Raw genomic sequence first — 23,734 nt, 5'->3', positions numbered from 1 at the left:
TACCCTGCACTCATCCGATGATCGACAACAAGGAGCCGCGATGCGTGTCGCCCTGTTCCTGACCTGCGTCAACGACACGCTCTATCCGGACACCGGTCGCGCTGTGGTGAAACTGCTGACCAGACTGGGCGTCGAGGTCGATTTCCCGATGGCCCAGACGTGCTGCGGGCAGGCGCACTACAACACCGGATACCGCCATGAGGCCGAGCCGCTGGCCCGGCATTTCTCCGACGTCTTCGGGGAGTACGAGGCGATCGTCACGCCGTCCGGGTCGTGCGGGGCGATGGTGCGGGAGCTGTATCCGCGGATGGGTGCGCGGGCCCGGGCCGAGGGGCGCGGGGACACGCTCGCGGCGACGCTGGAGCGGGTGGTGCCGAAGACGTACGAGCTCACGGAGTTCCTGGTGGACGTCCTGGGGGTGACCGACGTCGGTGCCTGGTACCCGCACCGGGTGACCTACCACCCGACCTGCCACGGGCTGCGGAGCCTGGGGCTCGGCGACCGGCCCCGCCGGCTGCTCGAGGCCGTGAAGGGGCTGGAGCTGGTCGACCTGCCGGGTGCGGAGGAGTGCTGCGGCTTCGGCGGCACCTTCGCCGTGAAGAACGCCGACGTCTCGGGGGCGATGGGCACGGACAAGGTGCGCAACGCCGAGGCGACCGGCGCGCAGGTGCTGTGCGCGGCCGACAACTCCTGCCTGATGCACATCGGCGGCACGATGGCGCGGCTGGACAGCGGCATGCGGCCGGTGCACATCGCGGAGATCCTGGCGAGCACGGAGGAGGAGCCGGCGGTATGAGCGGGACGTTCGTGGGAATGCCGGCCTTTCCCGTGGCCGCGCACGAGGCGGTGCGCAACGAGACGCTGCGGGGCAATCTGCGGCATGCGACGCACACGATCCGCGCCAAGCGGGCCAAGGCCGTGGCGGAGGTGTCCGACTGGGCGGCCCTGCGGGAGGCCGGCAAGCAGATCAAGGACCACACGCTGCGTCATCTCGACCGGTACCTGGAGCAGTTGGAGGAGTCGGTCACGGCGGCCGGCGGCACCGTGCACTGGGCCGCCGACGCCGACGAGGCCAACCGCATCGTCACCGAACTCGTGCGCGCCACGGGCGAGTTTGAGGTCGTCAAGGTCAAGTCGATGGCCACGCAGGAGATCGGGCTCAACGAGGCGCTGGAGGCCGAGGGCATCCGGGCCTACGAGACCGATCTCGCCGAGCTGATCGTGCAGTTGGGCAAGGACCGGCCCTCGCACATCCTGGTGCCGGCCATCCACCGCAACCGGGGCGAGATCCGCGACATCTTCCGCACCGAGATGAGCGAGTGGGGCCGTCCGGCCCCCGAGGGCCTCACCGACGCCCCGGCCGAGCTCGCCGAGGCCGCCCGTCTGCACCTGCGCGAGAAGTTCCTGCGCGCCAAGGTCGGCATCTCCGGCGCCAACTTCATGGTCGCCGACACCGGCACCCTGGTGGTCGTGGAGTCCGAGGGCAACGGCCGCATGTGCCTGACCCTGCCCGAGACGCTGATCTCGGTCGTCGGCATCGAGAAGATCGTGCCCACCTGGCGGGACCTGGAGGTCTTCCTGCAGACCCTGCCGCGCTCCTCCACGGCCGAGCGCATGAACCCCTACACCTCGACGTGGACGGGCACCACCGAGGAGGACGGGCCGCGGACCTTCCACCTGGTGCTGCTGGACAACGGCCGCACCGACACCCTCGCCGACGAGGTCGGCCGCCAGGCCCTGCGCTGCATCCGCTGCTCCGCCTGCCTGAACGTCTGCCCGGTCTACGAGCGCGCGGGCGGCCACGCCTACGGCTCGGTCTATCCGGGCCCGATCGGCGCCATCCTCAGTCCCCAGCTCCGCGGCACGCAGAGCGAGATCGACGCCTCGCTGCCGTACGCCTCCTCGCTGTGCGGGGCCTGCTACGAGGTCTGCCCGGTCGCCATCGACATCCCCGAGGTCCTCGTCCACCTGCGCGAGCGGGTCGTCGAGGGCGGGCCGGTGATCCGCGAGGGCAACAAGGTGATCCTGCAGCCGGCCAAGGGACATGCCGCCGAGCGGGCCGCGATGCGGGCGGCCCGCTGGGCCTTCAGCCACCCCGGCGCACTGCGCACCGGCCAGCGCCTGGCCTCCCGCACCCGCCGCCTGCACCCGCGCACCCTGCCCGGTCCCGGCAAGGCGTGGAGTGCGAGCCGGGATCTGCCACCGGTCCCCAAGGAACCGTTCCGTGACTGGTGGCAGCGCACGAACGGCGGGAACGGCGGCAAGGGAGGTGCCAAGTGAGCAGCAGGGAACGGATTCTGGGCCGGGTGCGGCGCGCGCTCGCCGATGTACCGAAGGATGACGCGCCGTACGAGCAGGCGGTGGTGCGTGACTATCTGCGCGAGCACGGCGACCGCGGAATCGCGCAGACCGTCGACCTGCTCGCCGAGAACCTGGCCGACTACCGGGCCGTCGTGCACCGCTGCGAGGCCGCCGAACTGCCGTCGGTGATCGGCCGGTTGCTGGCCGAGCGCGGTGCGAAGACCGTCGTGGTGCCGCCCGGGCTGGACGAGGCGTGGCTCGGCGGCACCGACGCCGCACGCATTCCCGACAGCGCCGGGAGCACGCCGTACGAGCTGGATCGCGTGGACAGTGTGGTCACCGGCTGCGCGGTGGCGATCGCCGAGACCGGCACGATCGTGCTGGACGGCGGACCCGACCAGGGCCGCCGCCGCATCACGCTCGTGCCGGACCACCACATCTGCGTCGTCCGGGTCCCGGAGCAGGTCGTCTCCGCGGTGCCGCAGGCGCTCGAACGCCTCGACGCGGCCCGCCCGTTGACATGGATCTCGGGTCCTTCGGCGACCAGCGACATCGAGCTGGACCGGGTCGAGGGGGTGCACGGTCCGCGCACCCTGGAGGTGGTGCTGGTGGGCGGTCAGCCGAGCGCCGAGGTCACCTCGTAGCGGCCGGACGGGAGCCGGTAGGAGGCGGTGCCGTCCGCGAAGCCCAGGTAGGTGACGTCCCGCACGCGGGCCAGCGGGGTGCGGCCCTCGCGGACGGTGTCCGGATCGCCGGTGGGGATGCGCAGGGTGGCCGTGCTGTTGGCGGGCACGGTCGCCCGGTAGGTGAGCCCGCGGTCCGTGGACTGCCAGGCGCTGACGATCTCGCCGTACGGCGACAGGTGGGAGCCGGACACCTGCGTGATCTTCCCGGTCGGGTCGAGGTGCGGCCGCAGGAAGAAGTGCTTGAAGCCCGGGTGCGCCGGGTCCTTGGCGATGCCGGCCATGCTCTCGTACATCCACTCCATGATCGCGCCGTAGGAGTAGTGGTTGAACGAGTTCATGTCGACCGGGCCGAAGCCGTCCTGCTGGGAGTACGAGTTCCAGCGCTCCCAGACCGTGGTGGCGCCGTTCTTCACCGAGAACAGCCAGGACGGCATGGCGTCCTGGTGCAGCAGTCGGTACGCGAGGTCGGCGCGGCCCTCGTCGGTCAGGACCGGGGCGAGGACGTTCACGCCGAGGAAGCCCACGGAGAGGGTGTTCTCGGCGTACTTCACCCGGGTGCTGTCGGGGTGGGTCGCCTTGTAGGCCGCGTCGTTGCCGATGTTGTCGGCGAGGAGCGCGACGAGCTGGCGGCGCTGCGCCTCGGTGTCGTAGAAGCCGAGCTTGAGGACCCACAGCAGGGCGGTCTGGGTGTTGTCCTCCGTCCTGCCGCCGGTCGGCGGGGCGTCGCCGAGGCTGGAGCGGACGGTGATCTGCCCGGTGGAGGCGTCGGTGGCCAGGTACTTGGTGAGGAACGCGCGCTTGATGTCGGCGAAGAGGTCCTCGTAGGCGCGGGTCTCGGCGGTCCGGCCGGTGGCGCGGGCCATGTCCGCCATCAGCCGGGCGCTGTAACCGTAGTAGAGGTCGCTGATGAGCTGGGTGCTGGTGTCCTGGAAGGCGAGCCAGTCGCCGAAGACGGCGCCCTGTCCCGCGTAGGTGTCGCCGGTGCGCCGGTGGATCCAGTCCAGGTACGCCGTCATCGCCGGCCAGCTGCGGTCGACGATCGTGGTGTCGCCGGACATCTGCCAGACGGTCCACGGCACGACCACGCCGACGTCGGACCAACCGCTCGCGGGGATGGGCTGGTTGTAGCGGTTGCCGGGGGCGACCCAGGTGAACTGGGCGCCGTCCTGGCCGTAGGTCTTTTGCGAGTCGATCAGGGTGTCCTCGAAGTGGCCGAGGAAGTTCACGGCGTCGGCGTTATAAAGGCCGGTGTTGGAGAAGAGCTGGGTGTCGCCCGTCCAGCCGAGGCGTTCGTCGCGCTGCGGGCAGTCGGTGGGCACCCAGAGGTAGTTGCCGCGCTGCCCCCAACGGACGTTGCTGATCAGCTGGTTGACGTCGGCGTCGTCGGTCGTGACGGTGCCTGTCTCGCTGATGGCGGAGGTGGCGACCTTGCCGGTCAGTCCGGAGAGGGTGACGGTGTCGGTCGCGGTGACGGAGGCGTAGCGGAAGCCGTAGAAGGTGAGCGCGTCCTGGTGGGTCTCGCCGGCCGGGTCACCCTTGAGGGTGTACGTGCTGGTGGCCTTCGCGGTGCGCAGGTTGGCGCGGTAGACGGAGCCCTCGGGGCCGTCGGCACCGGCGCTCGTGTCGTTGAGCATCTCCCCGAACTTCAGGGTTACTTGGGCACCGGCCGGGCCGCGCAGGGTGTAGCGGGGGACGCCGACCATGTTCTGCCCGAGGTCGATCACGGCGGTGTCGCCGGGGCGCAGGGTGACCTGGGCGGTGGCCGCCTTCGCCGGATCGGTGACCGTGCGCGCCGGGTCGACGACGACGCGGCCCTTGCCGTTGAGGCTGCCCTGCTCGCCGGTGACGCCGGTGCAGACGGTGATCGAGTGCGGGCGGCGGTCCCACCGCGGCATCAGGCGGGCGCTCTCGCCGGGACAGGCGACCAGCCGGGAGCCGGGGAACCTGCTCGCGTAGGGGTGTTCCTCGGTGCCGGACCAGGCCGAGGCGTCGAAGCCGTTCGCCGTCCAGCCAGGTATCTCCTGGCGGGCGTCGTAGGTCTGCCCGTCGTAGATGTCGTCGGCGCGGAAGGGGCCGGTGTCCGTGGCCCGCCAGTCGTCGCCGGGTGCGGTGACGACGCTCTGCGTGGAGCCGTCGGCGTAGCGGATCAGCAGCTTGGCCTTGAGGGCGAGGCGGTTGCCGTCCTGGGCGTAGTAGACGCTGTTCTCGGAGATGCGGCTGTTGTACCAGCCGTTGCCGAGCACCGCGGCGAGGGTGACGTGCCGCGCACCGGCGAGCAGGCGGGTGACGTCGTAGGTCAGGTAGCTGACGGTGGTGTCGTAGTTGGTCCAGCCCGGGGCGAGCAGTTCGGGGGTGGTGCCCCGGTCCTGCGGTGCCTCGACGCGCCGCCCGTTGACGTGGGCGAGGTACACGCCGAGGGCGGAGACGTAGAGCCGGGCCTCGCTGACGCGTTGGTCCCGCAGGGCCGCCTGCCGCCTCAGGAGTGGCGAGCCGGCGCTGTTCGGCGCCTTGCCGGCCATGCTGATCCACCGCGCGCCGTCCCAGCCGGTGACGCCGTCGGTGCTGAGCAGGCCCGTCTCGAAGAAGGCGCCCGGGGACGCCGGGAGCGCGCGGCCGTCCTCGTCCCAGACGCGGACCGTCCAGTGGTAGCGGGTCGAGGGGCGCAGCGCCGGGCCTCCGTAGCGCACCGCCACCGAGTCGGCGGAGGTCGTGCGGTCGCTGTCCCACACGTCCGCGTGGCCGCGGGCGAGTTGCCCGGCCGAGGAGGCGACCAGGATCCGGTACGCCGTCTGGTGCCGGCCGCGGGCCGAGGACGCGGTGCGCCAGCCGAAGCGCGGTGCCGCCGCGTCCACGCCGAGGGGGTTCGTGCGGTGCTCCACGGTCAGGCCCTCGACCGCGTCGCGATCACCGGACGGGGCGGCGGCCGACGCCGTTCCCGCGCCGCCGATCCCGCCCGCCAGGGCGGCGGGCACGACGCCGAACGCGGTGCCGAGCACCGTTCTGCGGCGCACTGTCCTGCCGTTACTGCTGTCGACTCCGTCGGTCATGCCATGTCCCTTCGGGGGCATCGAGGGCTAGCAGTTGTAACGTTTCAAGCCGATAGACGGTGAAGCTAGTGGCAGTTGGGGCGGTCGTCTACCGTTCAGGCAGCGGCAATTGCGCACAGGTTCCAACAGAGGATCGGTGCGGCGATGCCTGCGATTGAAACCGTTCAGAATCGGAATCAGCCACTCACCCACCGGTGGGCGCCGTCGGCGGGCCGAGCGGCGGGCCCGCGGATAGCGTGAGGGCATGATCCGGTTCGAGCAGGTCACCAAGCGGTACCCGGACGGTACGACCGCGGTGGACGACCTGAGCTTCGAGGTGTCCGAGGGCGAGCTCGTCACGCTCGTCGGGCCCTCCGGCTGCGGCAAGACGACCACGATGATGATGGTCAACCGGCTCGTCGAGCCGACCTCCGGCCGGATCCTCGTCAACGGCGAGGACATCGCCGGCGTCGACCCCGTGCGGCTGCGGCGGCGGATCGGCTACGTCATCCAGCAGGTCGGGCTCTTCCCGCACCGCACGATCCTCGACAACACGGCGACGGTGCCGGCCCTGATCGGCTGGAAGCGGGCGAAGGCCCGGGCGCGCGCCGCCGAACTGCTCGACATGGTGGGCCTGGACCCCAAGCGGTACGGGCCGCGCTATCCCGACCAGCTCTCCGGCGGTCAGCGGCAGCGCGTCGGCGTGGCGCGGGCGCTGGCCGCCGATCCGCCGGTGCTGCTGATGGACGAGCCCTTCGGGGCCGTCGACCCGGTCGTACGCGAGCAGTTGCAGGACGAGTTCCTGCGCATGCAGGCCGCCGTGCGCAAGACGGTGCTGCTGGTCACGCACGACATCGAGGAGGCGGTACGGCTGGGCGACCGGATCGCCGTCTACGGGCAGGGGCGTATCGAGCAGTTCGACACGCCCGGGGCGGTGCTCGGCGCCCCGGCGACGCCGTACGTCGCCGAGTTCGTGGGCGCCGACCGCGGGCTGAAGCGGCTGTCGGTCACCGAGACCGAGGCCGACGACCTGGAACAGCCGCCCGTCGCCCGGTTCGACGAGCCGGCCGCGGACGCGGCGGAGCGGTTGCGGGCGGAGGGCGCGCGCTGGGCCGTCGTCCTCGACGCGCGGGGGGACCTGCACGGCTGGGTCGGCATCGACGACCTCGACACGTCCGGCGCGGTGGGCGACCGGGCCCGCCGGATGCAGGCGTGGGTGCCGGTGGGCGCGCCCCTGAAGCAGGCGTTCGGGGTGATGCTCCAGCACGACGCCGGGTGGGTCGCCGTACTGGACGGTTCACGCTTCCTGGGTGTCCTGACCCCGGCGAAGCTGCACGAGGCGCTCCGGCGGTCGGTGGACGCGGATGCGCTGGGTGTGGCGCGGGGGCAGGTGGAGTTCGACTCGATCTCCGACGCGTGACGGCCGGCGCCCGGCCTTGACTGAACGGGCAACCGGCACCTGGGCCGCCGACACCCGACCGCGGCCCACACGGCACCCGGCGCTCGCCCCCCTGAGGACACCAGTGCGCGGAGCGCCACGCAACGTCAGGAGGAGTTCGACTCCGGCGCCGCCCCCTTGTGGCGAGCCTGCGCAGCCGGCTTGCTGCTCTGGCGGTTGAGCATGCCGAAGGCCCAGCGTTCGTTGAAGCCTGCCAGGAAGCCGACCGCGCACCAGAAGCCCCAGAAGGCTGTGCCCTTCGCGGCCGCGTCCGCGCCGGCCGTGCAGAGCTCGCCGGTGGTGGACGGCATGCTGATCGCCGTCACCCAGCCGGTGCTGAGCAGGAAGTACACGGCGAGGGCGAGGATCCAGCCGACGAAGACGCGGTAGACGCCCTCGTGCCGCAGACTGCGGGAGACCTGCGCGGGAGCGATGGCCACCTTGTGCGAGGTGCCCTTGCGGCGCAGCGGCTCCTCGCTGCCACGCACCCGCAGCAGCACGCTGAGCACCGCCCCGAACGCCCCGACCCCGCCGCACACGAACGCGCCGAGCAGGCTCCAGCGGTCGCTGCAGTTCAGCGTCGTGCCGGTCATACCGAGCAACTGGACCCCGGCCAGCAGCGGCACGCCGAGCAGCAGCACGCTCAGGAACGCCCCCAGGGTGAGGCCGAAGTTGAGGCCGCGCACCACGGCCACCGCCTCGTCCTGGCACAGCCGCGCCCAGATCCCGTCGATCTCCTGCGCCAGGTACTCGGCCAGGTCCGCGTCACCCGGGCTGTCGTAGAGCCGTGGATCGCGCAGTACGGACCGCAGCAGACTGTCCAGCGTGATCTGCAGGGACTCCCTGGTCCTGGCCTCGAAGGCGCGCTGTGCCGCGCCGTAGAGGTACTGCAGCTCCAGCTGCTGCTTCGGATACACCTTGCGGAACTGCGCCAGGTCCTGGGCCAGTTCAGGCTCGATGCCGTCCGCCTGCGAGCGGGGCCGCAGATCGGTGGGCGCCCCCTCGACCGCTTCGCGCACCCTCTCCCACCGTGTCCGGTGTTCTCCCCCGTTGTCCTTCATGAAAGACATGTACCGGTACCGCGCGCCCGCGGGAAGCCGTCCCACCGCACCAGTACGGTCACCGCTGTCACGGAGCCGTGACGTCCTGTCAGCAGTAGGTCATGGGGCAGCCGCGGCGCAGCGCGTGCTGGGCGGCGCGCAGGTACAGGGCGACGTAGAACGCGGTGTCCAGGTCCTCGCTCCACGGCCCCGGCCGGGCGGCCGCCAGCGCCTCCGCCTCCCCTTCGAGGAACCAGAAGGTCAGGCCGAGGTTCCCGGGCTCCTCCGGCACCTCGGCGGGCAGCCCGACGACCGCGGCCAGCCGCTCCGCGAGGGCGAGGACCTGCGGCGCACCGGCGATCACGGTCTCGTCCGTGTACGCGGAGCCGATCGGCAGCCGTATCTCCTCGTCGAGGGAGACCGGCACCAGCACCGACCACTCCCCCAGCGTCTCCTGCTCACCCGGCGTCAGATGCGCCCGGCACAGCGCGGCGAACCCGTCCATCGGAGGGCTCAGCTTCTCCTCGAACCAGGTGGCCGACTCCTCCTTCGCCGAGGACGTGTACGGCGGCAGCCCCCGCCGCCGCAGCTCGGCGTCGAGCCCGGCGGCGATCGCCCCCTTGCCGCCCTCCTCCTCGTCCTCGTCCGACCATTCCCGCGCACCCACACTCACCAGATAGACACCCATGCCGGCAACGTACAGGCCGCCACTGACAACCACCTCACTTGAGGAGCCCCTTGTCGCGGAGGTAGCTGCGGGCCACGTCCTTCGCCAATCGGCGCCAGCTGTCGACCTGTTCGTTCATGGAGGCGAGGTCGGCGGTGGTGAGGACGCCGTTGAGCCGGTCGAGCGCGTTCGTGGCGCCGGCGCCCCCCGCTCGGGAGCGGTTGACGACCGGGACGATGTGGTCGGCGTTCTGGAGGTGTTTGTCGTCGGCGAGGAGGACCAGGCCGAAGCCGGGGAGGGTGGCGTCGGTCGTGGTGGTGAGGACCATCTGGTCCTGGCCGTTCTGCACGGCCCGCTTGGCCTGCGTGGTGCCGACGCCCTTGGGGTCGACGGCGGTGATGTCGATGCCGTAGGTCTTCTTCAACCCCGGTGCGCAGTACGGCCGTTGCACGCACTCGTCGCCCGCCGCGAGCCGTACCCCCAGCCCCGAGGCGCCGAGGTCGCTGAGGGTCTTCAGGCCGTGCTCCCGGGCGTAGGACCGGCTGACCGCAAAGGCGTTCTGGTCGACGGCCCTGCCGGCGTCGAGGACGGTGAGGCCGCGTGGCGTGGCCAGTTGGTGCAGGGCCGTCATGGTGGCGTTCAGGTCGGGCGAGCCGACCGGTGCCGCGCCCGCCCCGTTGGCCTTGGCGTTGAGCCAGTCGGCGAAGGTGGCCGCGTACTCGGGGACGACGTCGATCTGCCCCGACTCCAGGGCCGGTTCGTACAGTTCGCGGTTGGCGACCGTGATCAGGGACGTCCTGTAGCCGGCCCGGCCCAGCAGCAGGGCGTACATCTGGGCGAGCAGATCGCTCTCGGTGAAGCCGGCGGAGCCGATGGTCAGATGGTGGCTGTCGCCCGGTGGCGCGGTGACGTCCGACCGGGTCTCCAGGGAGGGTCCGGTGGTGCAGCCCGTGAGCAGCAGCACCGTGGCCAGGGCGAGCCGCCGTCTCATCGCGTGCCTCTGGCCCAGCAGGGGCTCAGCCGCTCCGCCGTCTCGAAGATCCCCTCCACGACCAGTGCGAAGGCGGCGACGAGGATCGCTCCGGCCACCACCTGCGGTGTACTGGCCAGGTTGAAGCCCGCCGTGATGATCCGGCCGAGTCCTCCGCCGCCCGCCAGCGCGGCGATGGTCGCGGTCGCCACGAGCTGCACGGCGGCGATCCGCACCCCGTTGAGGATCATCGGGAGCGCGAGGGGCAGCTCGACCTGGAACAGCATCTGCCGGCCCGTCATCCCCATGCCGCGCGCGGCCTGCACGACGCTGCGGTCGACCTCGCGCATGCCGACGTAGGCGTTGGTGAGCAGGGGCGGCACCGCGAACAGGACCAGGGCTACGACGGTGGGGCCCTCGCCCCATCTGCCGACCGGTGTCAGCAGCAGGAGCACGAGGACGGCGAAGGTGGGGATCGCGCGGCCGACGTTGGAGATGTTGACCGCGAGGGCCCCGCCCTTGCCGAGGTGGCCGAGGACGAGCGCGACCGGCAGGGCGATCAGGCAGCTGACGACCAGGCAGACGACGGTCAGTACGAGGTGCTGCACCAGCCGGTTCCCGATGCCGTCGGCGCCCGGCCAGTGCGCGGGGTCGGTGAGCCAGTGCCAGGCGTCGGTCAGGGTCGTCATGAGCGGGCCGCCCTGGTCCACGGGGTGATCAGCCGCTGGATGCCGAGGAGCAGCAGGTCGGCCACGACGGCGATCACCACGCACAGCACGGACGCAGTGAGCACCTGCGCCTTGAAGTAGGTGTTCATGCCGGAGTAGATGAGGTTGCCCAGTCCGCCGAAGCCCACGATCGCGCCGACCGTGACCAGGGAGACCGCCGAGACGGTGGCGACGCGCAGACCGGCCATCGCGGCGGGCACGGCGAGCGGCAGCTCGACGGTGAGCAGCAGGCGGACGGGGCCGTAGCCCATGCCGCGCGCCGCCTGCCGGGTCTCCTCGGGGACGGCCCGCAGCCCGGCCAGGATGTTCCGCACGAGCAGGGTCAGCGAGTACAGGACGAGCCCGGCGACGACCAGGCTCGCCGAGAGACCGTAGACGGGCAGGAGCAGCGAGAACATCGCCAGGGACGGGATCGTGTAGAGGATCGTCGTGACGGCGAGGACGGGACCCGAGGTCCAGCGCCAGCGGCGTGCCAGCACGGCCAGCGGGACGGCCAGGACGAGGCCGAGGAGCACCGAGATCCCGGCCAGCTGAAGGTGCTGGAGGACCGCGTCGAGCAGGATCTGGCGGCGGGTGGTCAGGTACTCACCGCAGATCCACTCGTTGCGCGCGAGGCAGTCGTCCGGGGGCCCGGTCACGGCTCCATTGCACCGGCGGGCGGCGGGGTCGGCGCGTTGTGGTGACCCGTACGGGGGGCGTGCCGAGGCGGTGGGTGTCGCTGGGTACACCCCGCGATACGGGTTCTGCGCCCCATGTGGTCCGGCCCGTGTCTCCGTAGCTTCGTGGGCGGGGCACAGGGCGTGCCGGACGGATGGTGATGACGATGTTTCGCGCACAGTCGCGACGCACGCAGGACGCTGGGCCCGCCGCCGAGGCGCTGCGGCTGGTCAAGGTCAGCAAGACGTACGGGTCGGACGGCGGCGCCGTGAAGGCCCTGGACGGGGTCACGCTGGGGCTGGGCCGCGGCACGTTCACGGCGGTGATGGGACCGTCCGGTTCGGGCAAGTCCACGCTGCTGCAGTGCGCCGCCGGGCTCGACCGGCCGGACAGCGGGATCGTGCGCGTGGACGGCACGGAGCTGACCGGTGGCGGCGAGGCCGAGCTGACCAGGTTCCGGCGCGGGCGGGTCGGATTCGTGTTCCAGCAGTACAACCTGCTGGAGACGCTGACGGTCGCGCAGAACACGGTGCTGCCGCTCAAGCTCGCCGGGCGGCGGGTGGACCGCGGGCGGGCCCGGGAGATCCTCGCCCAGGTCGGGCTCGGCGACCGTCTCGGGCACCGTCCCGCTCAGTTGTCCGGCGGGCAGCGGCAGCGCGTGGCGATCGCCCGCGCGCTGGTCACCGAGCCCCGGGTGGTCTTCGCGGACGAGCCGACGGGCGCGCTGGACACGCGTAGCGCGCGCGACGTGCTGCGCCTGCTGCGGGACGCGGTGCGGGTGCACGGCCGGACCGTGGTGATGGTGACGCACGACCCGGTCGCCGCCTCGTACGCCGACGCCGTGCTGTTCCTGGCGGACGGACGGCTGGTGGGCCGGATGGACGCGCCGACCGCGGACGCGGTGGCCGAGCGGCTCGCGCACCTGGGCGACGACGTGACGGCGGGGGTGTGAGCGATGCTCGTACTGGCGATGCGGTCGGTCCGGCAACGGCCCGGGCGGTTCCTGGCGACGCTGCTCTCCGCGTTCCTGGGCGCGGTGGTCATCATGATGTTCAACTCGCTCCAGGACACGGCCGGGCAGGCACGTGTGGACGCGGTCAGCCGCGACACGCTGGGCACGACGGCGAGCGTGGTCGGCGGGTACGGCACCCTGCTGGTGTTCTTCGCCGTGGCCTCCACGCTGACGGTCAACGTCCGCCAGCGCAGCGGTGAGTTGGAGCTGCTGCGCTGCTCGGGGGCGACTCCGGCGCAGATCGGGCGGATGGTCGTGGGCGAGGCGGTGGCGGTGGCGCTGATCGGCTCCGTCCTGGCGATCGGCCCGGCGATGCTCGGCGGGCGGGCGCTGCTCGACGCCTTCCAGGACAGCGGGCAGGTCGCGCGGTCGGTGGACTACTCGTTCGGCGCGTTCGCGCTGGACTCCGGCGTCGGCATCACGCTGCTCGCGGCGGCGGGCGCGGCGTTCCTCGCCGTACGGCGGGCCACGCACCGGCGTGAACGGCGCGGCCGCGCAAGGGCGTTGCTCGCGTACGTCGCACTCGGCGCCGGTGGTCTGTCGGTCCTGTCGACGTTCGCATTCTCCGCGAAGGACGCGGCGCTGATGGCTCCGCCCGCGTACGGAGCGATCCTGCTGTCCGTCGGCTTCGCCCTGCCGGCGCCGCGGCTGCTGAAGGGCGTGCTGGCCCGGCTGGAGTTCGCGGGGGCGAGCGGGTGGCTGGCGGTGCGCAACCTGCGGGAGCGGGCTGACCAGTTGGCCGGCATCCTGATGTCGCTGATCCTGTTCACGGCGATGGCCACGGCGACGCTGTACATGCAGGCGGTGGAGAGCGACGCGGTCGCGGCCTCGGGGCTGCGGAAGACCGTGGACGCCAAGAACCTCGAGACGCTGAACCTCACGGTCGTCGGCATCATCGTGGTCTTCGTCTGCGTCATGCTGGTCAACTCGCTCTACGCGGCGACCACTTACCGCCGCCGGGAGTTCGGCCAGCAGCGGCTGGCCGGGGCGACGCCCGCGCAGGTGCTGGGCACGGTGGGCGCGGAGAGCCTGATCGTGACGGCCGTCGGCGTCCTCTTCGGAACGGCCGCGGCACTGGCGGGCATCGTCCCGTTCACGATCGTCCGCTCCGACTCGATCCTGCCGCATCAGGGTTACGGCATCTACGCGGCCGTCGTCGCCCTCTCGCTGGCGGTGACACTCGGCACAAGCCTGGCGACGACACGACGGGTGCTACGGACCCCGGCAGCGGAGGCGGTGGAGCTGGCGGCGTGAGGCGCGTGGGGGGCGGCTGCTTGGGCGGCCGCCCCTTCCGCCATGCCGGGTCCCGCCGCCCGCGTCAGCCCCGAGGTGCCGAGGCGTCACACCCGCCCGCTCCACAAGGGCCGGCCCGCCACTGCGGTAGCCCCGGCCCGTCCCGGCATCGTGCTCCGCGCGCCTCTGAGCCAAGCTCGGTGCGCCGGTGCGGTGGGCGCAGCGCGTGCCGCCGAGGCATTCCGGCCTCTCCGCTGCAGCCGGCCCGCTGCGCCGCCATGCCCGGACCGCCCCCGTGGCCGGGCCGGCCTGCTCCCGCCGCCAGACGCAGCCCCCTCCGTCAGGCCACACCCCCCGCATTCAGCAGCGTCGCCACCGTCGCCGTCGTGAGTCCGTCCAGGGTCTCGATGTGGGCGCCCGCGCGGGCGCTTGCGCCGTCGAAGATGAGCATCAGCTGGCGGGACAGGAGCTCGGGGTCCCGGGCGCCGCCCTCGCGCGCCTGGCTGCGGAACGCCGACTGCAGGCGCTCCTTCGCCGTCCTGGCCACGACGCTCGCCGGGTGCTCGGGGTCTTTCAGCTCGACCAGCGCGGCCAGGAAGGGGCACCCCTGGTAGTCGGGTTCGGCCGAGAGCTTCTCCGCCTGCTCGAAGACGTAGAGGATGCGCTCGCGCGGCGTGAGGGCGTCCTCCCGCTCGCCGGGCTCGAGCTGCGCCGCGTACCCGGGCGCGCGGCGCTCCAGGCTCGCCGCGAGGACCTCGTCCTTGCTGGCGAAGAGCTGGTACATCGACCGCTTGGAGACACCGGCCGTCCTGCACAGCGCCTCGACGCCGATGGAGACGCCGTCGCGGTAGAAGAGCTCGGCCGCCGCATCGAGCAGCCGTTCCTTCGTGGACGCCTTGTCTGTCGTGGTCATACGGCGAGGTTACCTCCGCCGCGTGGGACATGGAAACCGATCGGTCTACCACCGGCCCGGGAGCCGGGATCGCGTGACAGACTGGGTGAACAAGCGCTTAGATAGTAGCTCCCGACCCGTGTCGAGCTGGAGGCCCCGTTGCTGTTCTCATCCGTCGACGACGTCTCCACGCGGCTGGCCGCCACCGGCTACCTCGCCTCGCCCGCGGTCGCCACGACCGTCTTCCTCGCCGACCGCCTGGGCAAGCCGCTCCTGGTCGAGGGACCCGCCGGGGTCGGCAAGACGGAGCTCGCCAAGGCCGTGGCCGAGGTCGCGCAGGCGCGGCTGGTCCGGCTGCAGTGCTACGAGGGCGTCGACGAGTCCCGGGCGCTGTACGAGTGGAACCACGCCAAGCAGCTCCTGCGCATCAGCGCGGGCCGCGACGAGACCTGGGACGAGACCCGCACGGACATCTTCAGCGAGGAGTTCCTGCTCACCCGCCCCCTGCTCACCGCGATCCGCGGCGACGACCCCAAGGTGCTGCTGATCGACGAGACCGACAAGGCGGACGTCGAGGTGGAGGGCCTGCTCCTGGAGGTGCTGAGCGACTTCCAGGTCACCGTCCCGGAGCTGGGCACGATCACCGCGAGCCGCCGCCCCTTCGTCGTCCTCACCTCGAATGCCAGCCGTGAGCTCTCCGAGGCACTGCGCCGCCGCTGCCTGTTCCTGCACATCGGCTTCCCGGACGAGGAGCTGGAGCGCCGAATCGTACGGCTGAAGGTGCCCGGGCTGGACGAGGCGCTGGCCTCCTCCGTGGTCCGCGTGGTCGGCGCCCTGCGCGCCATGGACCTGCGCAAGGTGCCCTCGGTCGCCGAGACCATCGACTGGGCACGCACCCTCCTCGCGCTCGGCGCCGAGACCCTGGACGAGAGCGTCGTACACGACAGCCTGGGCGTGCTGCTCAAGCATCAGGACGACGTGCTGAAGGCGGCGGCCAAGCTCGACCTGGACGCCGTGTGACCGCCCCCGGAGTGGCCGAGCGCCTGACCTCCCTGGTCGGGGCGCTGCGGGCACACGGCATGCGGATCGGCACCGGCGAGACCGTGGACGCCGCGCAGGCGGTGGCCGCGCTGGGCCTGGCCGACCGCGAGGCACTGCGGGAGGGACTCGCCTCGACGCTGCTGCACGGCCCGGTCCAGCGGCAGGTCTTCGACCCGGTCTTCGACCTGTACTTCCCGCGCGGCATCGGCGCCCCCGAGGGCCAGGCCGCGGACCGGGACGATCTGCGCGACCGGCTCGCGCGGGCGCTGACGGCGGGCGACGAGGCCCTGATGGCACGGCTGGCGGCGGAGGCGGTGGACGGCTTCGGCGGGTACGGCTCCTCCCCCGGTTCGGACGGCTGGTCCTCGCAGCAGACCCTCGACCGGCTCCGCCCGCAGACCCTGTTCGCCCGCGTCCGCGACAACCTCCGGGCGCGGGAGGGGACTTCGGGGTTCACCGACCGGCTGCTGGAGGACGAGATCCGGCGGCGCATCGAGACGTTCCGGCGGCAGGTGGCCGTCGAGGCGCGGCGCCGGGTAGCCGAGCGCCGCGACCGCGACGAACTCGCCCGGCGGGCGGTGGCCACGACCCCGGACCGGGTCGACTTCCTCTACGCCGGAAAGCTTCAACTGGCCGAGCTGCGGCGGACGGTGCAGCCGCTGGCCCGCAAGCTCGCCACCCGCCTCGCGGCCCGCCGGCGCCGCGCCGCCCGCGGCACCATCGACCTGCGCCGCACCCTGCGCGGATCGCTGTCCACGGGCGGCGTGCCGATGAAGCCGGTGCTGCGCCGGCGCCGTCCCGTACGGCCCGAACTGGTCCTGCTGTGCGATGTGTCGGGGTCGGTGTCCGGCTTCTCGGACTTCACGATGCTGCTGGTACAGGCGCTGCACGACCAGTTCAGCAAGGTGCGGGTGTTCGCCTTCGTCAACCGCCTCGACGAGGTGACGCCGCTCGTCGAACACGGCGCGGCGGACCCGCAGGGACTGGGCGCCCGCATCCAGGCGGAGGCCACCCTCACGGGCTGGCACGGCAGCAGCGACTACGGCGTCGCGCTGGGCGAGTTCGCCGAGCGCTACGGCGACGCGGTCGGCCCCCGCACCACCGTGTTTGTCCTCGGGGACGCCCGGACGAACATGAGCGACCCGAATCTGGCCGCGGTCCGGCAGACCGCCGAACGGGCCCGCCGTGTCTACTGGTTGAACCCCGAGCCGCGCGCCCAGTGGGGCACGGGCGACTCCGCGGCACCCGAGTACGCGGAGCTGGTGGAGATGCATGAATGCCGCAACGCCCGCCAGCTCGGCGCGCTGATCACCCGCCTGCTTCCTGTGTGACCCCCTCCGACGTGATCCCCGCCGGCTCCTGGGCTCACGCCTTGGCGTAGTCCGTGGCCATACCGCCGGCGAAGTCGTACACGACGCATGGTTCGTCCCCTACGACCCAGGCGTCGTGTCCGGGGGTGATCACGAAGACGTCGCCCGGTCCGACCTCGCGTTCGCCGCCCTCGTCCATGCGGATCTGCATGCGCCCGGAGACGCAGTACCCGTTGTGATGGACCTGGCAGCTCGGTGTCCCGGCGATGGGCGCCACCGACTCCGACCAGCGCCAGCCCGGCTCGAACGTGCCCACGGCGAAGTCGAGTCCGCTCATATGGACCGCTTCGAGGTGGCCGCGCGGGAAGTCGCGCCGCTCGTCCGGCTTGTCGACAGCCTTGACCTCAATCATGACGACTCCCTCCATTGCGAGCCCTGCCCACCACACCATCGTCCGCCCGTCCAGCCGAGGCCGCCATTCGAGTGAAGGGGGCATTACGGGAGCAGCGGACAAGCAGGTTGAACAGGCGCAGAATGGGGCGTGAGCCGCAGTCGCCGAAACACCAGAAAGGTGGCGATCATCGTGGCCGAACACCCGCACGCACTACTGATCCGCAAGGGCTACGAAGCCTTCTCGAGCGGTGACATGGACACCCTGCGCTCGATGATGACGAGCGACGCCTCGCACCACGTACCCGGCAACCACCCGCTGTCCGGTGACTTCAAGGGGATCGACACGGTCCTCGGCTACTACGGCCGGCTCATGGAGCAGACCGGCGGCACCTTCAAGGTCGAGCTGCGCTCCGTCCTGGTGGACGGCCGCGGCCACGCCGTCTCCCTGCACCACGCCACCGCACGGCGCGGCGACAAGAGCCTGGACGAGGACGGAGGGATCATCTTCCGGATCGTCGGGGACAAGATCACCGATCTCGACGAATGCGTCGAGAACATCGACGTGGGCGACGCGTTCTGGTCATGACTCCGCTGTCCGGCCGCACAGCCGGGCGAAGCGGTCCGCGTCCACATTGCCGCCGGAGACGATGACGCCGACCCGCGGCGGCAGAGCCTCCACCCGCCCGGCGAGCAGCGCGGCCAGCGGGGTCGCCCCGCTCGGCTCTACCACGATCTTCAGACGCTCGAACGCGAAGCGCATCGCGTCGCGGATCTCGTCGTCGGAGACGAGCGCGATCCCGTCGACGAGCCTGCGGTTGACCGAGAAGGTCAGCTCGCCGGGCGTCTCGGCCGCCTGCCCGTCGGCGATGGTGCGCGGCACGGGAATGGTGACCCGCCGCCCCGCCTCCAGGGACCGTTTGGTGTCGTCCCCGGCCTCCGGCTCCACACCGAGCACCCGGATCCCGGGGTGGAGCCCCTTGGCGGCCGTGGCGGAGCCGGCGATCAGGCCGCCGCCCCCGACGGGGGTGATCAGCGCACCCAACTCGCCTGTCTCCTCAAGGAGTTCGAGCGCCGCGGTGCCCTGCCCGGCCAGGACGTGCGGGTGCTCGTACGGCGGGATGAGGGCGAGCCCGCGCTCGGCGGCCAGGGCCTCGCCGACCGCGACGCGGTCCTCTGTGTAGCGGTCGTAGGTGACGACCTCGGCGCCGTAGCCGAGGGTGGCCTCGCGCTTGGAGCGCGGGGTGTCCTCGGGCATGACGATGACGGCGGTGGTGCCGAGTTCGCGGGCGGCCAGGGCGACGGCCTGGGCGTGGTTGCCGGAGGAGTAGGCGGCGATGCCGCGCGCCAGTTGCTCCGGGGTGAGCTGTGAGGCCGCGTTGTAGGCGCCGCGGAACTTGAAGGCGCCCACGCGCTGGAAGTTCTCGCACTTGAGGAAGACCTCGGCGCCGACGAGGGCGTCGAGGGTCCGCGAGTGCAGCACCGGGGTGCGGTGCGCGATGCCCTTGATCCTGGCGGCGGCGTCGCGGACGGAGTCGAGGGTGACCGGTGCGGTGGTGATCGTCACGCGTGTTCTCCGGTGGTCGTGGGGTCGGTGGCGGCGCGGGCCTGGGAGAGATAGCTGTAGGCGGAGGCGCGGGAGACGCCGAGCCGGGCGGCGACCTGCTCGATCGCGCGGCGCACGGCGAACACGCCGTGTTCGTCGAGGCTGCGGAAGAGTTCGAGGCGCTCGGTGCGGCCGAGCCCGGCCCAGCTCTGGGTCTGCCCAAGCCGGTGGGCGTCGAGGATGGCGTCCACGACGGAGTCGATGTCGTTGCCGAAGGCGGTGACCGGCGGTTCGGCCGATGCGGGTGAGGGGCCGGCCAGCGCGCCGAGCACGGCCTGGGCCTCGTGCACCGCGGTGATGTCGACGTTGACGCACAGCGCGCCGAACACCGCTCCCGCGGAGTCGCGCAGCACCATCGTGGACGACTTGAGCAGCTGTCCGGTCCCGGTGCGGGTGACGTAGTTCAGGTCGTCGTCGGCCTCGTCGCCCCGGGCGAGGATGCGCATGCCGATCTCGCTCATCGCCCCGCCCACGGAACGCCCCGTCACCGAACCGGCCACGGCGACGACCGACTTCTCCGGCTGCCGGTAGTCGTGCAGCACGACCTCGCACAGCGGCCCGAACGTCGCCACGATCCCGTCGACGACGGGGCGCAGCGCGGCGAGGATCGCGTCGCGCTCGGTGTCCGGTGAGTACTCGGCAGACATGCGTCTTAGACTACAGGTCCAGCCGCTGGACAGAAAGTCCAGACAGTCCGGACGCCGAACCCCACACGCTGGAACTAGAAGGCGGAGTCGTGCGTGGCCGCGTACGTCAGTGCCTCCCTTGCCGCGTGCCGGTCCTCGACCGTCTCCCACCAGGGGTGGGTGTGCATCTCCTCGGCCAGCCGCCGGCACCGCTCGCGCGCGTCCGTCAGCCGCTCCCGCTGATCGCCGGTCAGCTCGGCGCGGCCCGCCGCGATGTCCGCGCCGAGCGGCAGGTGCGCGGCGATGTCCTCGCAGTGCTCCAGTGCGCGGGTGAAGGTCCGCCGGGCCGCCACGAGATCTCCGGGGATGACGAACTCCCCCACCGTGAAAGGCCGGGAGAACGCCGACGGTCCCGGCTCGGTGTGCCACAGCGAGGCGTCGATGGCCCGCCCGTCGTCGCGCGCCCGGGTCAGCTCGCTGCGGACGCCCGCCGCGGCGCCCTCGGGGTCCGGCCCGGGAGCGGCCGGCCCGTCCGGGACGCCGGGGCCCGGCGCCGTCGACCCTCCCGGCACGGGCTCGGGGCGGCCTTCGAGGAACTCGTCCTTGTCCGTCGGAGTGACCCACATGTGCCAGCCGCGGCGGCCCGCGGGGTGGGGCAGGTAGAGCGAGACGAGCTCGCCGGTGGCCGTACGGCGGATGACGTCGTCGTAGTAGAGGCCCCGGACCGGCACCCACAGGGCGTGCCTGCCACCGCAGCGGCCGGCGCCCTGCTGCGGGCACGGCACCGGGTTGCCCCAGTCGCAGCGTGACATGTGCAGGTGCTTGACGCCGCCGCGCACCGGGAGGGCGGCTCGGTCGGTGACGTCGCGCCAGCTCTGCACGTTCACCCGGGCCCAGGGGGCTCGGTCGATGGGGATCGCGTTCTCGTTGTTGACGAGCCACAGCGGGGTGAGGCCCTCGCGGCGGGCACCGCGGGTGCGTTCGTCCACGGAGCCGCCGGCTATCGCGGCGAGCTGTATTTCATAAGCGAGCCGCTGTTTGCCTGCACCCTCCACCGTCACGTCCCGGTGCCGATTTCCGGGTTCGCCCGCCTCCGCCCGCGTCACACGGAAACCCTCTTCCGAGGCGACGTCGGCGGTGTAATCCCGGAGCGCCTTGTGGAGGTCGCTCTCGGCCTTTGTCTCCGGGCGTTCCCCTTTTGCCACATGCATCGCATGCGGCCTTCCGCTGACCTTGCGGATGGCCATGAAGCCGGGGCAGACGAACCCTTCGTCCTCATGAGCTTCGAGGCAGTAGAGAAGATCGGGCTGGTAATTGCCGTAGATCTCGTCGAGCAGCCGCGGGTATTCGGGGTGCCCGAGATCCGCCTCGGTCAGATCGAGCGTGATGCCGAGGCCCCTGTGCCAGACGCTGTAGGTCATATGGCGAGAGTAGGGCGCACCACTGACAATCGGCTTTTTCCTTGATCGTCAGGGTGCATTCCGGACGCATTCCCGTGATCACGAACAGCGGTCATGAACAGGCCGTCGTGGACAGCCCACAAATAGGCGCCCGTCGATTCACGCGCGCGTCAACGCACCCTCCCCCGCGGCTTCAACGGCAGCGGCGGCAGCTCGGGCGCCGGCAGCGGGGCGCCGTCGTAGCCCTTGACCTCGCCGAATCGCGTGCCGTTCGTCCAGTCCTCGCGGGCCTGCTCGATCTCCTGCTGGGTGCGGCCGATCCAGTTCCAGAACATGATCAGCTCCTCCTCGAACGGCTCACCGCCCAGGAGCATCAGCCCCGCGTCCGACTCGGCGCGCAGCGGGAGTTCGGTGCGTCCGCAGCCGAGGTAGAGCATCGAGCCCGGCAGCACCGGCACGCCGTCGACATGGGCCTCGCCGGACATGGACAGCACGGCGTACTCGAAGTCCTGCTCCAGCGGCAGCCGTACGTCCGCGCCGCTCGCGAGGGCCAGGTCGGCGCCGACGATCGGGGTGTACGCGGTACCGGGCGAGGCCGCGCCGTCCAGGTCGCCGAGGATCAGCGTCCCCTTGAGCCCCGGCGCGGTGACCACCGGCAGTTCGGCGTGGTGCTCGAAGTGCGGTTCGGTGTGCCGGTGGCTGTCCGGGAGGGCGACCCAGAGCTGGGCGCCGTGCAGGAGGCGGGCGTGCGGGCGGGGGCTCTCCTCCGAGTGGCTGATGGCCCGGCCGGAGGTCATCAGGCCCAGCTCGCGCGGGCGGATGGTCTGCAGGCTGCCGGTCGAGTCGCGGTGCAGCACCTCGCCCTCGTGCAGCCAGCTCACCGTCTGCAGGCCCATGTGCGGGTGCGGCGGCACCTGCATGCCGGGCTCGTCGGCGATGTCGTCGGGGCCGTAGTGATCGACGAAGCACCAGGCGCCGACCATACGGCGCCCCAGGTTGGGCAGCAGCCGGCGGACTTCGGTCGACTCGCCGAGCTTGACGCGGCGAGGACTGAGGAGTTCACGCACGGGCTCCGCCACCACGAAGCCGCGGCCACCGCACAGAGCGGGAACCGCCTCGCGATCAAGATTGCTCATGGCGCCAACCTAGCCCTGTCGGGGGCATCGCGTCAGTCCGTCACCCGGGCGGTACCGTCCGCCACCGAGAAAATAGTAGCCATGGCAACAGTAGCCATGTACCGTATTTTCCATGAGCCGAGGCAACGAGAAGGCGACGCCGGGTTTCCTGGTGTGGCGTCTGTCGATGAAGTGGCGGGTCGCCGTCGACCGGGCGGTGGCACCGCTCGGCCTCACGCACGCGCAGTACTCGCTGGTGGCGTCGCTGTACGGCATGCAGCGCGGCGGCGAGCGCCCCAGCCAGCGCCGCCTCGCCGACCACACCGGCCTCGAACCGCTCTACGTGTCCAAACTGGCCCGCGCACTGGAGACGGCCGGCCTGCTGGAGCGCACCCGCGACCCGCGGGACCCGCGCGCCGTCCAGCTGGCTCTGACCGAGCAGGGCCGCGAGGTCACCCGGCGTGCCATCAAGGTCGTCCAAGGGCTGCTCCAGCAGTTGACGGCACCGCTCGGCGGCCTGGACGGCCCGCGGACACAGGAGTTCACCCGCGACCTGGCGACCCTGCTCGACGCACCGCTCGACCCTTCAGCCATGGACAGCGAGTCCGACAAGGAGCAGTCATGACCACCACCGGAGACCCCACCACGACCACCACAACCACCACCGCCGCAACCACGACCGCACCCGCCGCCGCGCCCCCCGCCGACGCCCGCGCACTCGGCCTCGCCCACTACGCCGCCCGGGCCGCCCTGGAGAGCGTCCTGGGCCGGCACGGCGTCACCTTCGCGCAGCAGATCACCCTCCGGCTCGTCGCCGTCGCCGAGGCGCCGTTCGAGCGGCAGGCACTCGTCGACCAGGTCGTCGGCTCGCTCAAGGCCGACACGGCCGACGTACAGGAAGTCGTCGAGCAGCTGCTCGCCAAGGGGTTCCTCGCGGCCGAGGCGTCCCAGGTGCGCATCACGGAGGCCGGCCAGGAGTTCTACGGCGCGGTGACCGGCGAGACCGCGCAGATCTCGGCCCGGGTCTGGGGCGGCATCCCGGCCGAGGACCTGGCGGCGACCGGCCGCGTCCTGGCCCTGGTGACAGAGCGGGCCAACGCCGAACTCGCCGCGCTGTCCGCCTGATCCGTCCGGCCCGGCGGCCGACCGACAGCCAGCTCCACATCTGGTGGAATGTTCAACCATCGGTCGTGGTTGCGTACGTCGAAGGAGGTCACGAGTGGACACGACGTACTACGACCACGGGACACCGGCGGAGCGCTGGGAGCGCGCGCAGATGTTCTTCGACGCCAAGGACTACGCCGCCGCGGCGCGCGTGCTGGGCGGGCTGGTCGAGGAGGTGCCGGAGCAGACCGGACCGCGGCTGCTGCTGGCGCGCTCCTACTACCACTCGGCCCAACTGCACCGCGCGGAGGGCGAGTTGCGCGTGATCGTCGAGCGTGAGCCGGTGGAGCACTACGCCCGGCTGATGCTGGGCCGCACGCTCCAGCGGCAGGGGCGCCACGAGGAGGCCGAGTCGCACCTGCGCATCGCCTCGGCGCTCGCGGGCGACTTCGCGGAGGTCTGAGAGACGTCCGCGGCGTGAGAAACGCCTAC

Annotated in this window: 24 protein-coding genes; 12 read left to right on the top strand and 12 right to left on the bottom strand. The window is 71.8% G+C overall.

Translation table 11 applies throughout. The features are described 5' to 3' along the window. Positions 1 to 40: 40 nt before the first annotated feature. The 3 genes from ACFU97_RS18000 to ACFU97_RS17990 are packed head-to-tail and all read left to right on the top strand — an operon-like array spanning position 41 to position 2,945. A complete protein-coding gene (locus ACFU97_RS18000) occupies positions 41 to 796 on the top strand; it encodes a (Fe-S)-binding protein (protein ID WP_384257164.1) in 756 nt (251 codons plus the stop codon). Beyond that, on the top strand, positions 793 to 2,280 hold the full coding sequence (locus ACFU97_RS17995) for a LutB/LldF family L-lactate oxidation iron-sulfur protein (protein ID WP_384257161.1): 1,488 nt from the start codon (positions 793 to 795) through the stop codon (positions 2,278 to 2,280). Before ACFU97_RS18000 ends, ACFU97_RS17995 begins: the two co-directional genes overlap by 4 nt. Next, positions 2,277 to 2,945 carry a lactate utilization protein C gene (locus ACFU97_RS17990; RefSeq protein WP_384257159.1) on the top strand — a complete coding sequence of 223 codons (669 nt, stop codon included), beginning with the start codon at positions 2,277 to 2,279 and terminating at the stop codon, positions 2,943 to 2,945. Before ACFU97_RS17995 ends, ACFU97_RS17990 begins: the two co-directional genes overlap by 4 nt. On the opposite strand, the gene ACFU97_RS17985 is transcribed toward ACFU97_RS17990, so the two are convergent. Continuing rightward, positions 2,918 to 6,034, bottom strand: coding sequence for a family 78 glycoside hydrolase catalytic domain (locus ACFU97_RS17985; protein ID WP_384257157.1), 3,117 nt, complete (start codon positions 6,032 to 6,034; stop codon positions 2,918 to 2,920). The genes ACFU97_RS17990 and ACFU97_RS17985 overlap by 28 nt on opposite strands. Before the next feature lie 244 nt (positions 6,035 to 6,278). Between ACFU97_RS17985 and ACFU97_RS17980 the strand changes: the two genes are divergently transcribed. Then, positions 6,279 to 7,433 carry a betaine/proline/choline family ABC transporter ATP-binding protein gene (locus ACFU97_RS17980; protein ID WP_384257154.1) on the top strand — a complete coding sequence of 385 codons (1,155 nt, stop codon included), beginning with the start codon at positions 6,279 to 6,281 and terminating at the stop codon, positions 7,431 to 7,433. Positions 7,434 to 7,558: 125 nt separating this feature from the next. On the opposite strand, the gene ACFU97_RS17975 is transcribed toward ACFU97_RS17980, so the two are convergent. The 5 genes from ACFU97_RS17975 to ACFU97_RS17955 form a co-directional block, all read right to left on the bottom strand. Beyond that, complete coding sequence (locus ACFU97_RS17975) at positions 7,559 to 8,470, bottom strand: hypothetical protein (RefSeq protein ID WP_384257152.1); 912 nt, start codon at positions 8,468 to 8,470, stop codon at positions 7,559 to 7,561. A gap of 130 nt (positions 8,471 to 8,600) precedes the next feature. Next, entirely contained in the window at positions 8,601 to 9,179 is a 579-nt protein-coding gene (locus ACFU97_RS17970; RefSeq protein ID WP_384257148.1) for a hypothetical protein, read from the bottom strand. Between the two features lie 34 nt (positions 9,180 to 9,213). Then, positions 9,214 to 10,149: an ABC transporter substrate-binding protein gene (locus ACFU97_RS17965; RefSeq protein WP_384257146.1), complete on the bottom strand. Its 936-nt coding sequence runs from the start codon at positions 10,147 to 10,149 to the stop codon at positions 9,214 to 9,216. Continuing rightward, positions 10,146 to 10,817: an ABC transporter permease gene (locus ACFU97_RS17960; protein ID WP_384257144.1), complete on the bottom strand. Its 672-nt coding sequence runs from the start codon at positions 10,815 to 10,817 to the stop codon at positions 10,146 to 10,148. Before ACFU97_RS17960 ends, ACFU97_RS17965 begins: the two co-directional genes overlap by 4 nt. Continuing rightward, complete coding sequence (locus tag ACFU97_RS17955; protein ID WP_384257141.1) at positions 10,814 to 11,494, bottom strand: ABC transporter permease; 681 nt, start codon at positions 11,492 to 11,494, stop codon at positions 10,814 to 10,816. The genes ACFU97_RS17960 and ACFU97_RS17955 overlap by 4 nt, the downstream gene beginning before the upstream one ends. Positions 11,495 to 11,679: 185 nt before the next feature. Between ACFU97_RS17955 and ACFU97_RS17950 the strand changes: the two genes are divergently transcribed. Both ACFU97_RS17950 and ACFU97_RS17945 read left to right on the top strand, forming a co-directional pair. Then, on the top strand, positions 11,680 to 12,465 hold the full coding sequence (locus tag ACFU97_RS17950) for an ABC transporter ATP-binding protein (RefSeq protein ID WP_384257139.1): 786 nt from the start codon (positions 11,680 to 11,682) through the stop codon (positions 12,463 to 12,465). A gap of 3 nt (positions 12,466 to 12,468) precedes the next feature. Continuing rightward, positions 12,469 to 13,779, top strand: coding sequence for an FtsX-like permease family protein (locus ACFU97_RS17945; protein ID WP_384257136.1), 1,311 nt, complete (start codon positions 12,469 to 12,471; stop codon positions 13,777 to 13,779). Between the two features lie 319 nt (positions 13,780 to 14,098). On the opposite strand, the gene ACFU97_RS17940 is transcribed toward ACFU97_RS17945, so the two are convergent. Continuing rightward, the gene (locus tag ACFU97_RS17940) at positions 14,099 to 14,671 is read right to left on the bottom strand and encodes a TetR/AcrR family transcriptional regulator (RefSeq protein ID WP_384257134.1); all 573 of its coding nucleotides are present in this window, start codon (positions 14,669 to 14,671) and stop codon (positions 14,099 to 14,101) included. A gap of 141 nt (positions 14,672 to 14,812) precedes the next feature. Between ACFU97_RS17940 and ACFU97_RS17935 the strand changes: the two genes are divergently transcribed. Together ACFU97_RS17935 and ACFU97_RS17930 are read left to right on the top strand one after the other, a co-directional pair. Then, positions 14,813 to 15,670, top strand: coding sequence for an AAA family ATPase (locus ACFU97_RS17935; RefSeq protein ID WP_384257591.1), 858 nt, complete (start codon positions 14,813 to 14,815; stop codon positions 15,668 to 15,670). 59 nt (positions 15,671 to 15,729) lie between these two features. Next, entirely contained in the window at positions 15,730 to 17,022 is a 1,293-nt protein-coding gene (locus tag ACFU97_RS17930) for a VWA domain-containing protein (RefSeq protein ID WP_384257589.1), read from the top strand. A 34-nt stretch (positions 17,023 to 17,056) separates the two neighbouring features. Here the strand turns inward: ACFU97_RS17930 and ACFU97_RS17925 are convergent, their stop codons facing one another. Next, positions 17,057 to 17,413 (bottom strand): cupin domain-containing protein, encoded by a 357-nt coding sequence (locus ACFU97_RS17925; protein WP_384257131.1) that lies wholly within the window; start codon positions 17,411 to 17,413, stop codon positions 17,057 to 17,059. A 171-nt stretch (positions 17,414 to 17,584) separates the two neighbouring features. Here ACFU97_RS17925 and ACFU97_RS17920 point away from each other — a divergent pair, with 171 nt between their 5' ends. Beyond that, complete coding sequence (locus ACFU97_RS17920; RefSeq protein ID WP_384257586.1) at positions 17,585 to 17,980, top strand: nuclear transport factor 2 family protein; 396 nt, start codon at positions 17,585 to 17,587, stop codon at positions 17,978 to 17,980. Here the strand turns inward: ACFU97_RS17920 and ACFU97_RS17915 are convergent. The 4 genes from ACFU97_RS17915 to ACFU97_RS17900 all read right to left on the bottom strand — a co-directional run bounded on the left by ACFU97_RS17915 (position 17,975) and on the right by ACFU97_RS17900 (position 22,159). Next, a complete protein-coding gene (locus ACFU97_RS17915; RefSeq protein WP_384257129.1) occupies positions 17,975 to 18,958 on the bottom strand; it encodes a threo-3-hydroxy-L-aspartate ammonia-lyase in 984 nt (327 codons plus the stop codon). The two genes, ACFU97_RS17920 and ACFU97_RS17915, sit on opposite strands and share 6 nt — an antisense overlap. Continuing rightward, entirely contained in the window at positions 18,955 to 19,644 is a 690-nt protein-coding gene (locus tag ACFU97_RS17910) for a transcriptional regulator (RefSeq protein ID WP_384257127.1), read from the bottom strand. The genes ACFU97_RS17915 and ACFU97_RS17910 overlap by 4 nt, the downstream gene beginning before the upstream one ends. 74 nt (positions 19,645 to 19,718) lie before the next feature. Beyond that, complete coding sequence (locus tag ACFU97_RS17905; RefSeq protein ID WP_384257124.1) at positions 19,719 to 21,044, bottom strand: hypothetical protein; 1,326 nt, start codon at positions 21,042 to 21,044, stop codon at positions 19,719 to 19,721. A gap of 149 nt (positions 21,045 to 21,193) precedes the next feature. After that, positions 21,194 to 22,159 carry a pirin family protein gene (locus ACFU97_RS17900; protein WP_384257122.1) on the bottom strand — a complete coding sequence of 322 codons (966 nt, stop codon included), beginning with the start codon at positions 22,157 to 22,159 and terminating at the stop codon, positions 21,194 to 21,196. Positions 22,160 to 22,271: 112 nt separating this feature from the next. Between ACFU97_RS17900 and ACFU97_RS17895 the strand changes: the two genes are divergently transcribed. From ACFU97_RS17895 to ACFU97_RS17885, 3 genes are all read left to right on the top strand, one after another. Next, on the top strand, positions 22,272 to 22,763 hold the full coding sequence (locus tag ACFU97_RS17895; RefSeq protein ID WP_384257120.1) for a MarR family winged helix-turn-helix transcriptional regulator: 492 nt from the start codon (positions 22,272 to 22,274) through the stop codon (positions 22,761 to 22,763). Then, a complete protein-coding gene (locus tag ACFU97_RS17890; protein ID WP_384257117.1) occupies positions 22,760 to 23,263 on the top strand; it encodes a MarR family transcriptional regulator in 504 nt (167 codons plus the stop codon). The genes ACFU97_RS17895 and ACFU97_RS17890 overlap by 4 nt, the downstream gene beginning before the upstream one ends. A 94-nt stretch (positions 23,264 to 23,357) precedes the next feature. Next, complete coding sequence (locus ACFU97_RS17885) at positions 23,358 to 23,705, top strand: tetratricopeptide repeat protein (protein ID WP_384257115.1); 348 nt, start codon at positions 23,358 to 23,360, stop codon at positions 23,703 to 23,705. Positions 23,706 to 23,734 lie beyond the last annotated feature (29 nt).

The organism is Streptomyces sp. NPDC057616, from assembly GCF_042800575.1.
GTDB lineage: Bacteria > Actinomycetota > Actinomycetes > Streptomycetales > Streptomycetaceae > Streptomyces.
The sequence above is the reverse complement of the archived record's forward strand: the minus strand, read 5'-3'. Positions and strand labels throughout refer to the sequence as shown.

Coding starts and splice junctions, on each gene's coding strand:
- ACFU97_RS17950 (WP_384257139.1), top strand. CDS start 11,680: ATGTTTCGCGCACAGTCGCGACGCACGCAGGACGCTGGGCCCGCCGCC.
- ACFU97_RS17960 (WP_384257144.1), bottom strand. CDS start 10,817: ATGACGACCCTGACCGACGCCTGGCACTGGCTCACCGACCCCGCGCAC.
- ACFU97_RS17930 (WP_384257589.1), top strand. CDS start 15,730: ATGCGGATCGGCACCGGCGAGACCGTGGACGCCGCGCAGGCGGTGGCC.
- ACFU97_RS17900 (WP_384257122.1), bottom strand. CDS start 22,159: ATGAGCAATCTTGATCGCGAGGCGGTTCCCGCTCTGTGCGGTGGCCGC.
- ACFU97_RS17945 (WP_384257136.1), top strand. CDS start 12,469: ATGCTCGTACTGGCGATGCGGTCGGTCCGGCAACGGCCCGGGCGGTTC.
- ACFU97_RS17965 (WP_384257146.1), bottom strand. CDS start 10,149: ATGAGACGGCGGCTCGCCCTGGCCACGGTGCTGCTGCTCACGGGCTGC.
- ACFU97_RS17910 (WP_384257127.1), bottom strand. CDS start 19,644: ATGTCTGCCGAGTACTCACCGGACACCGAGCGCGACGCGATCCTCGCC.
- ACFU97_RS17895 (WP_384257120.1), top strand. CDS start 22,272: ATGAGCCGAGGCAACGAGAAGGCGACGCCGGGTTTCCTGGTGTGGCGT.
- ACFU97_RS18000 (WP_384257164.1), top strand. CDS start 41: ATGCGTGTCGCCCTGTTCCTGACCTGCGTCAACGACACGCTCTATCCG.
- ACFU97_RS17925 (WP_384257131.1), bottom strand. CDS start 17,413: ATGATTGAGGTCAAGGCTGTCGACAAGCCGGACGAGCGGCGCGACTTC.
- ACFU97_RS17985 (WP_384257157.1), bottom strand. CDS start 6,034: ATGACCGACGGAGTCGACAGCAGTAACGGCAGGACAGTGCGCCGCAGA.
- ACFU97_RS17890 (WP_384257117.1), top strand. CDS start 22,760: ATGACCACCACCGGAGACCCCACCACGACCACCACAACCACCACCGCC.
- ACFU97_RS17995 (WP_384257161.1), top strand. CDS start 793: ATGAGCGGGACGTTCGTGGGAATGCCGGCCTTTCCCGTGGCCGCGCAC.
- ACFU97_RS17980 (WP_384257154.1), top strand. CDS start 6,279: ATGATCCGGTTCGAGCAGGTCACCAAGCGGTACCCGGACGGTACGACC.
- ACFU97_RS17970 (WP_384257148.1), bottom strand. CDS start 9,179: ATGGGTGTCTATCTGGTGAGTGTGGGTGCGCGGGAATGGTCGGACGAG.
- ACFU97_RS17905 (WP_384257124.1), bottom strand. CDS start 21,044: ATGACCTACAGCGTCTGGCACAGGGGCCTCGGCATCACGCTCGATCTG.
- ACFU97_RS17940 (WP_384257134.1), bottom strand. CDS start 14,671: ATGACCACGACAGACAAGGCGTCCACGAAGGAACGGCTGCTCGATGCG.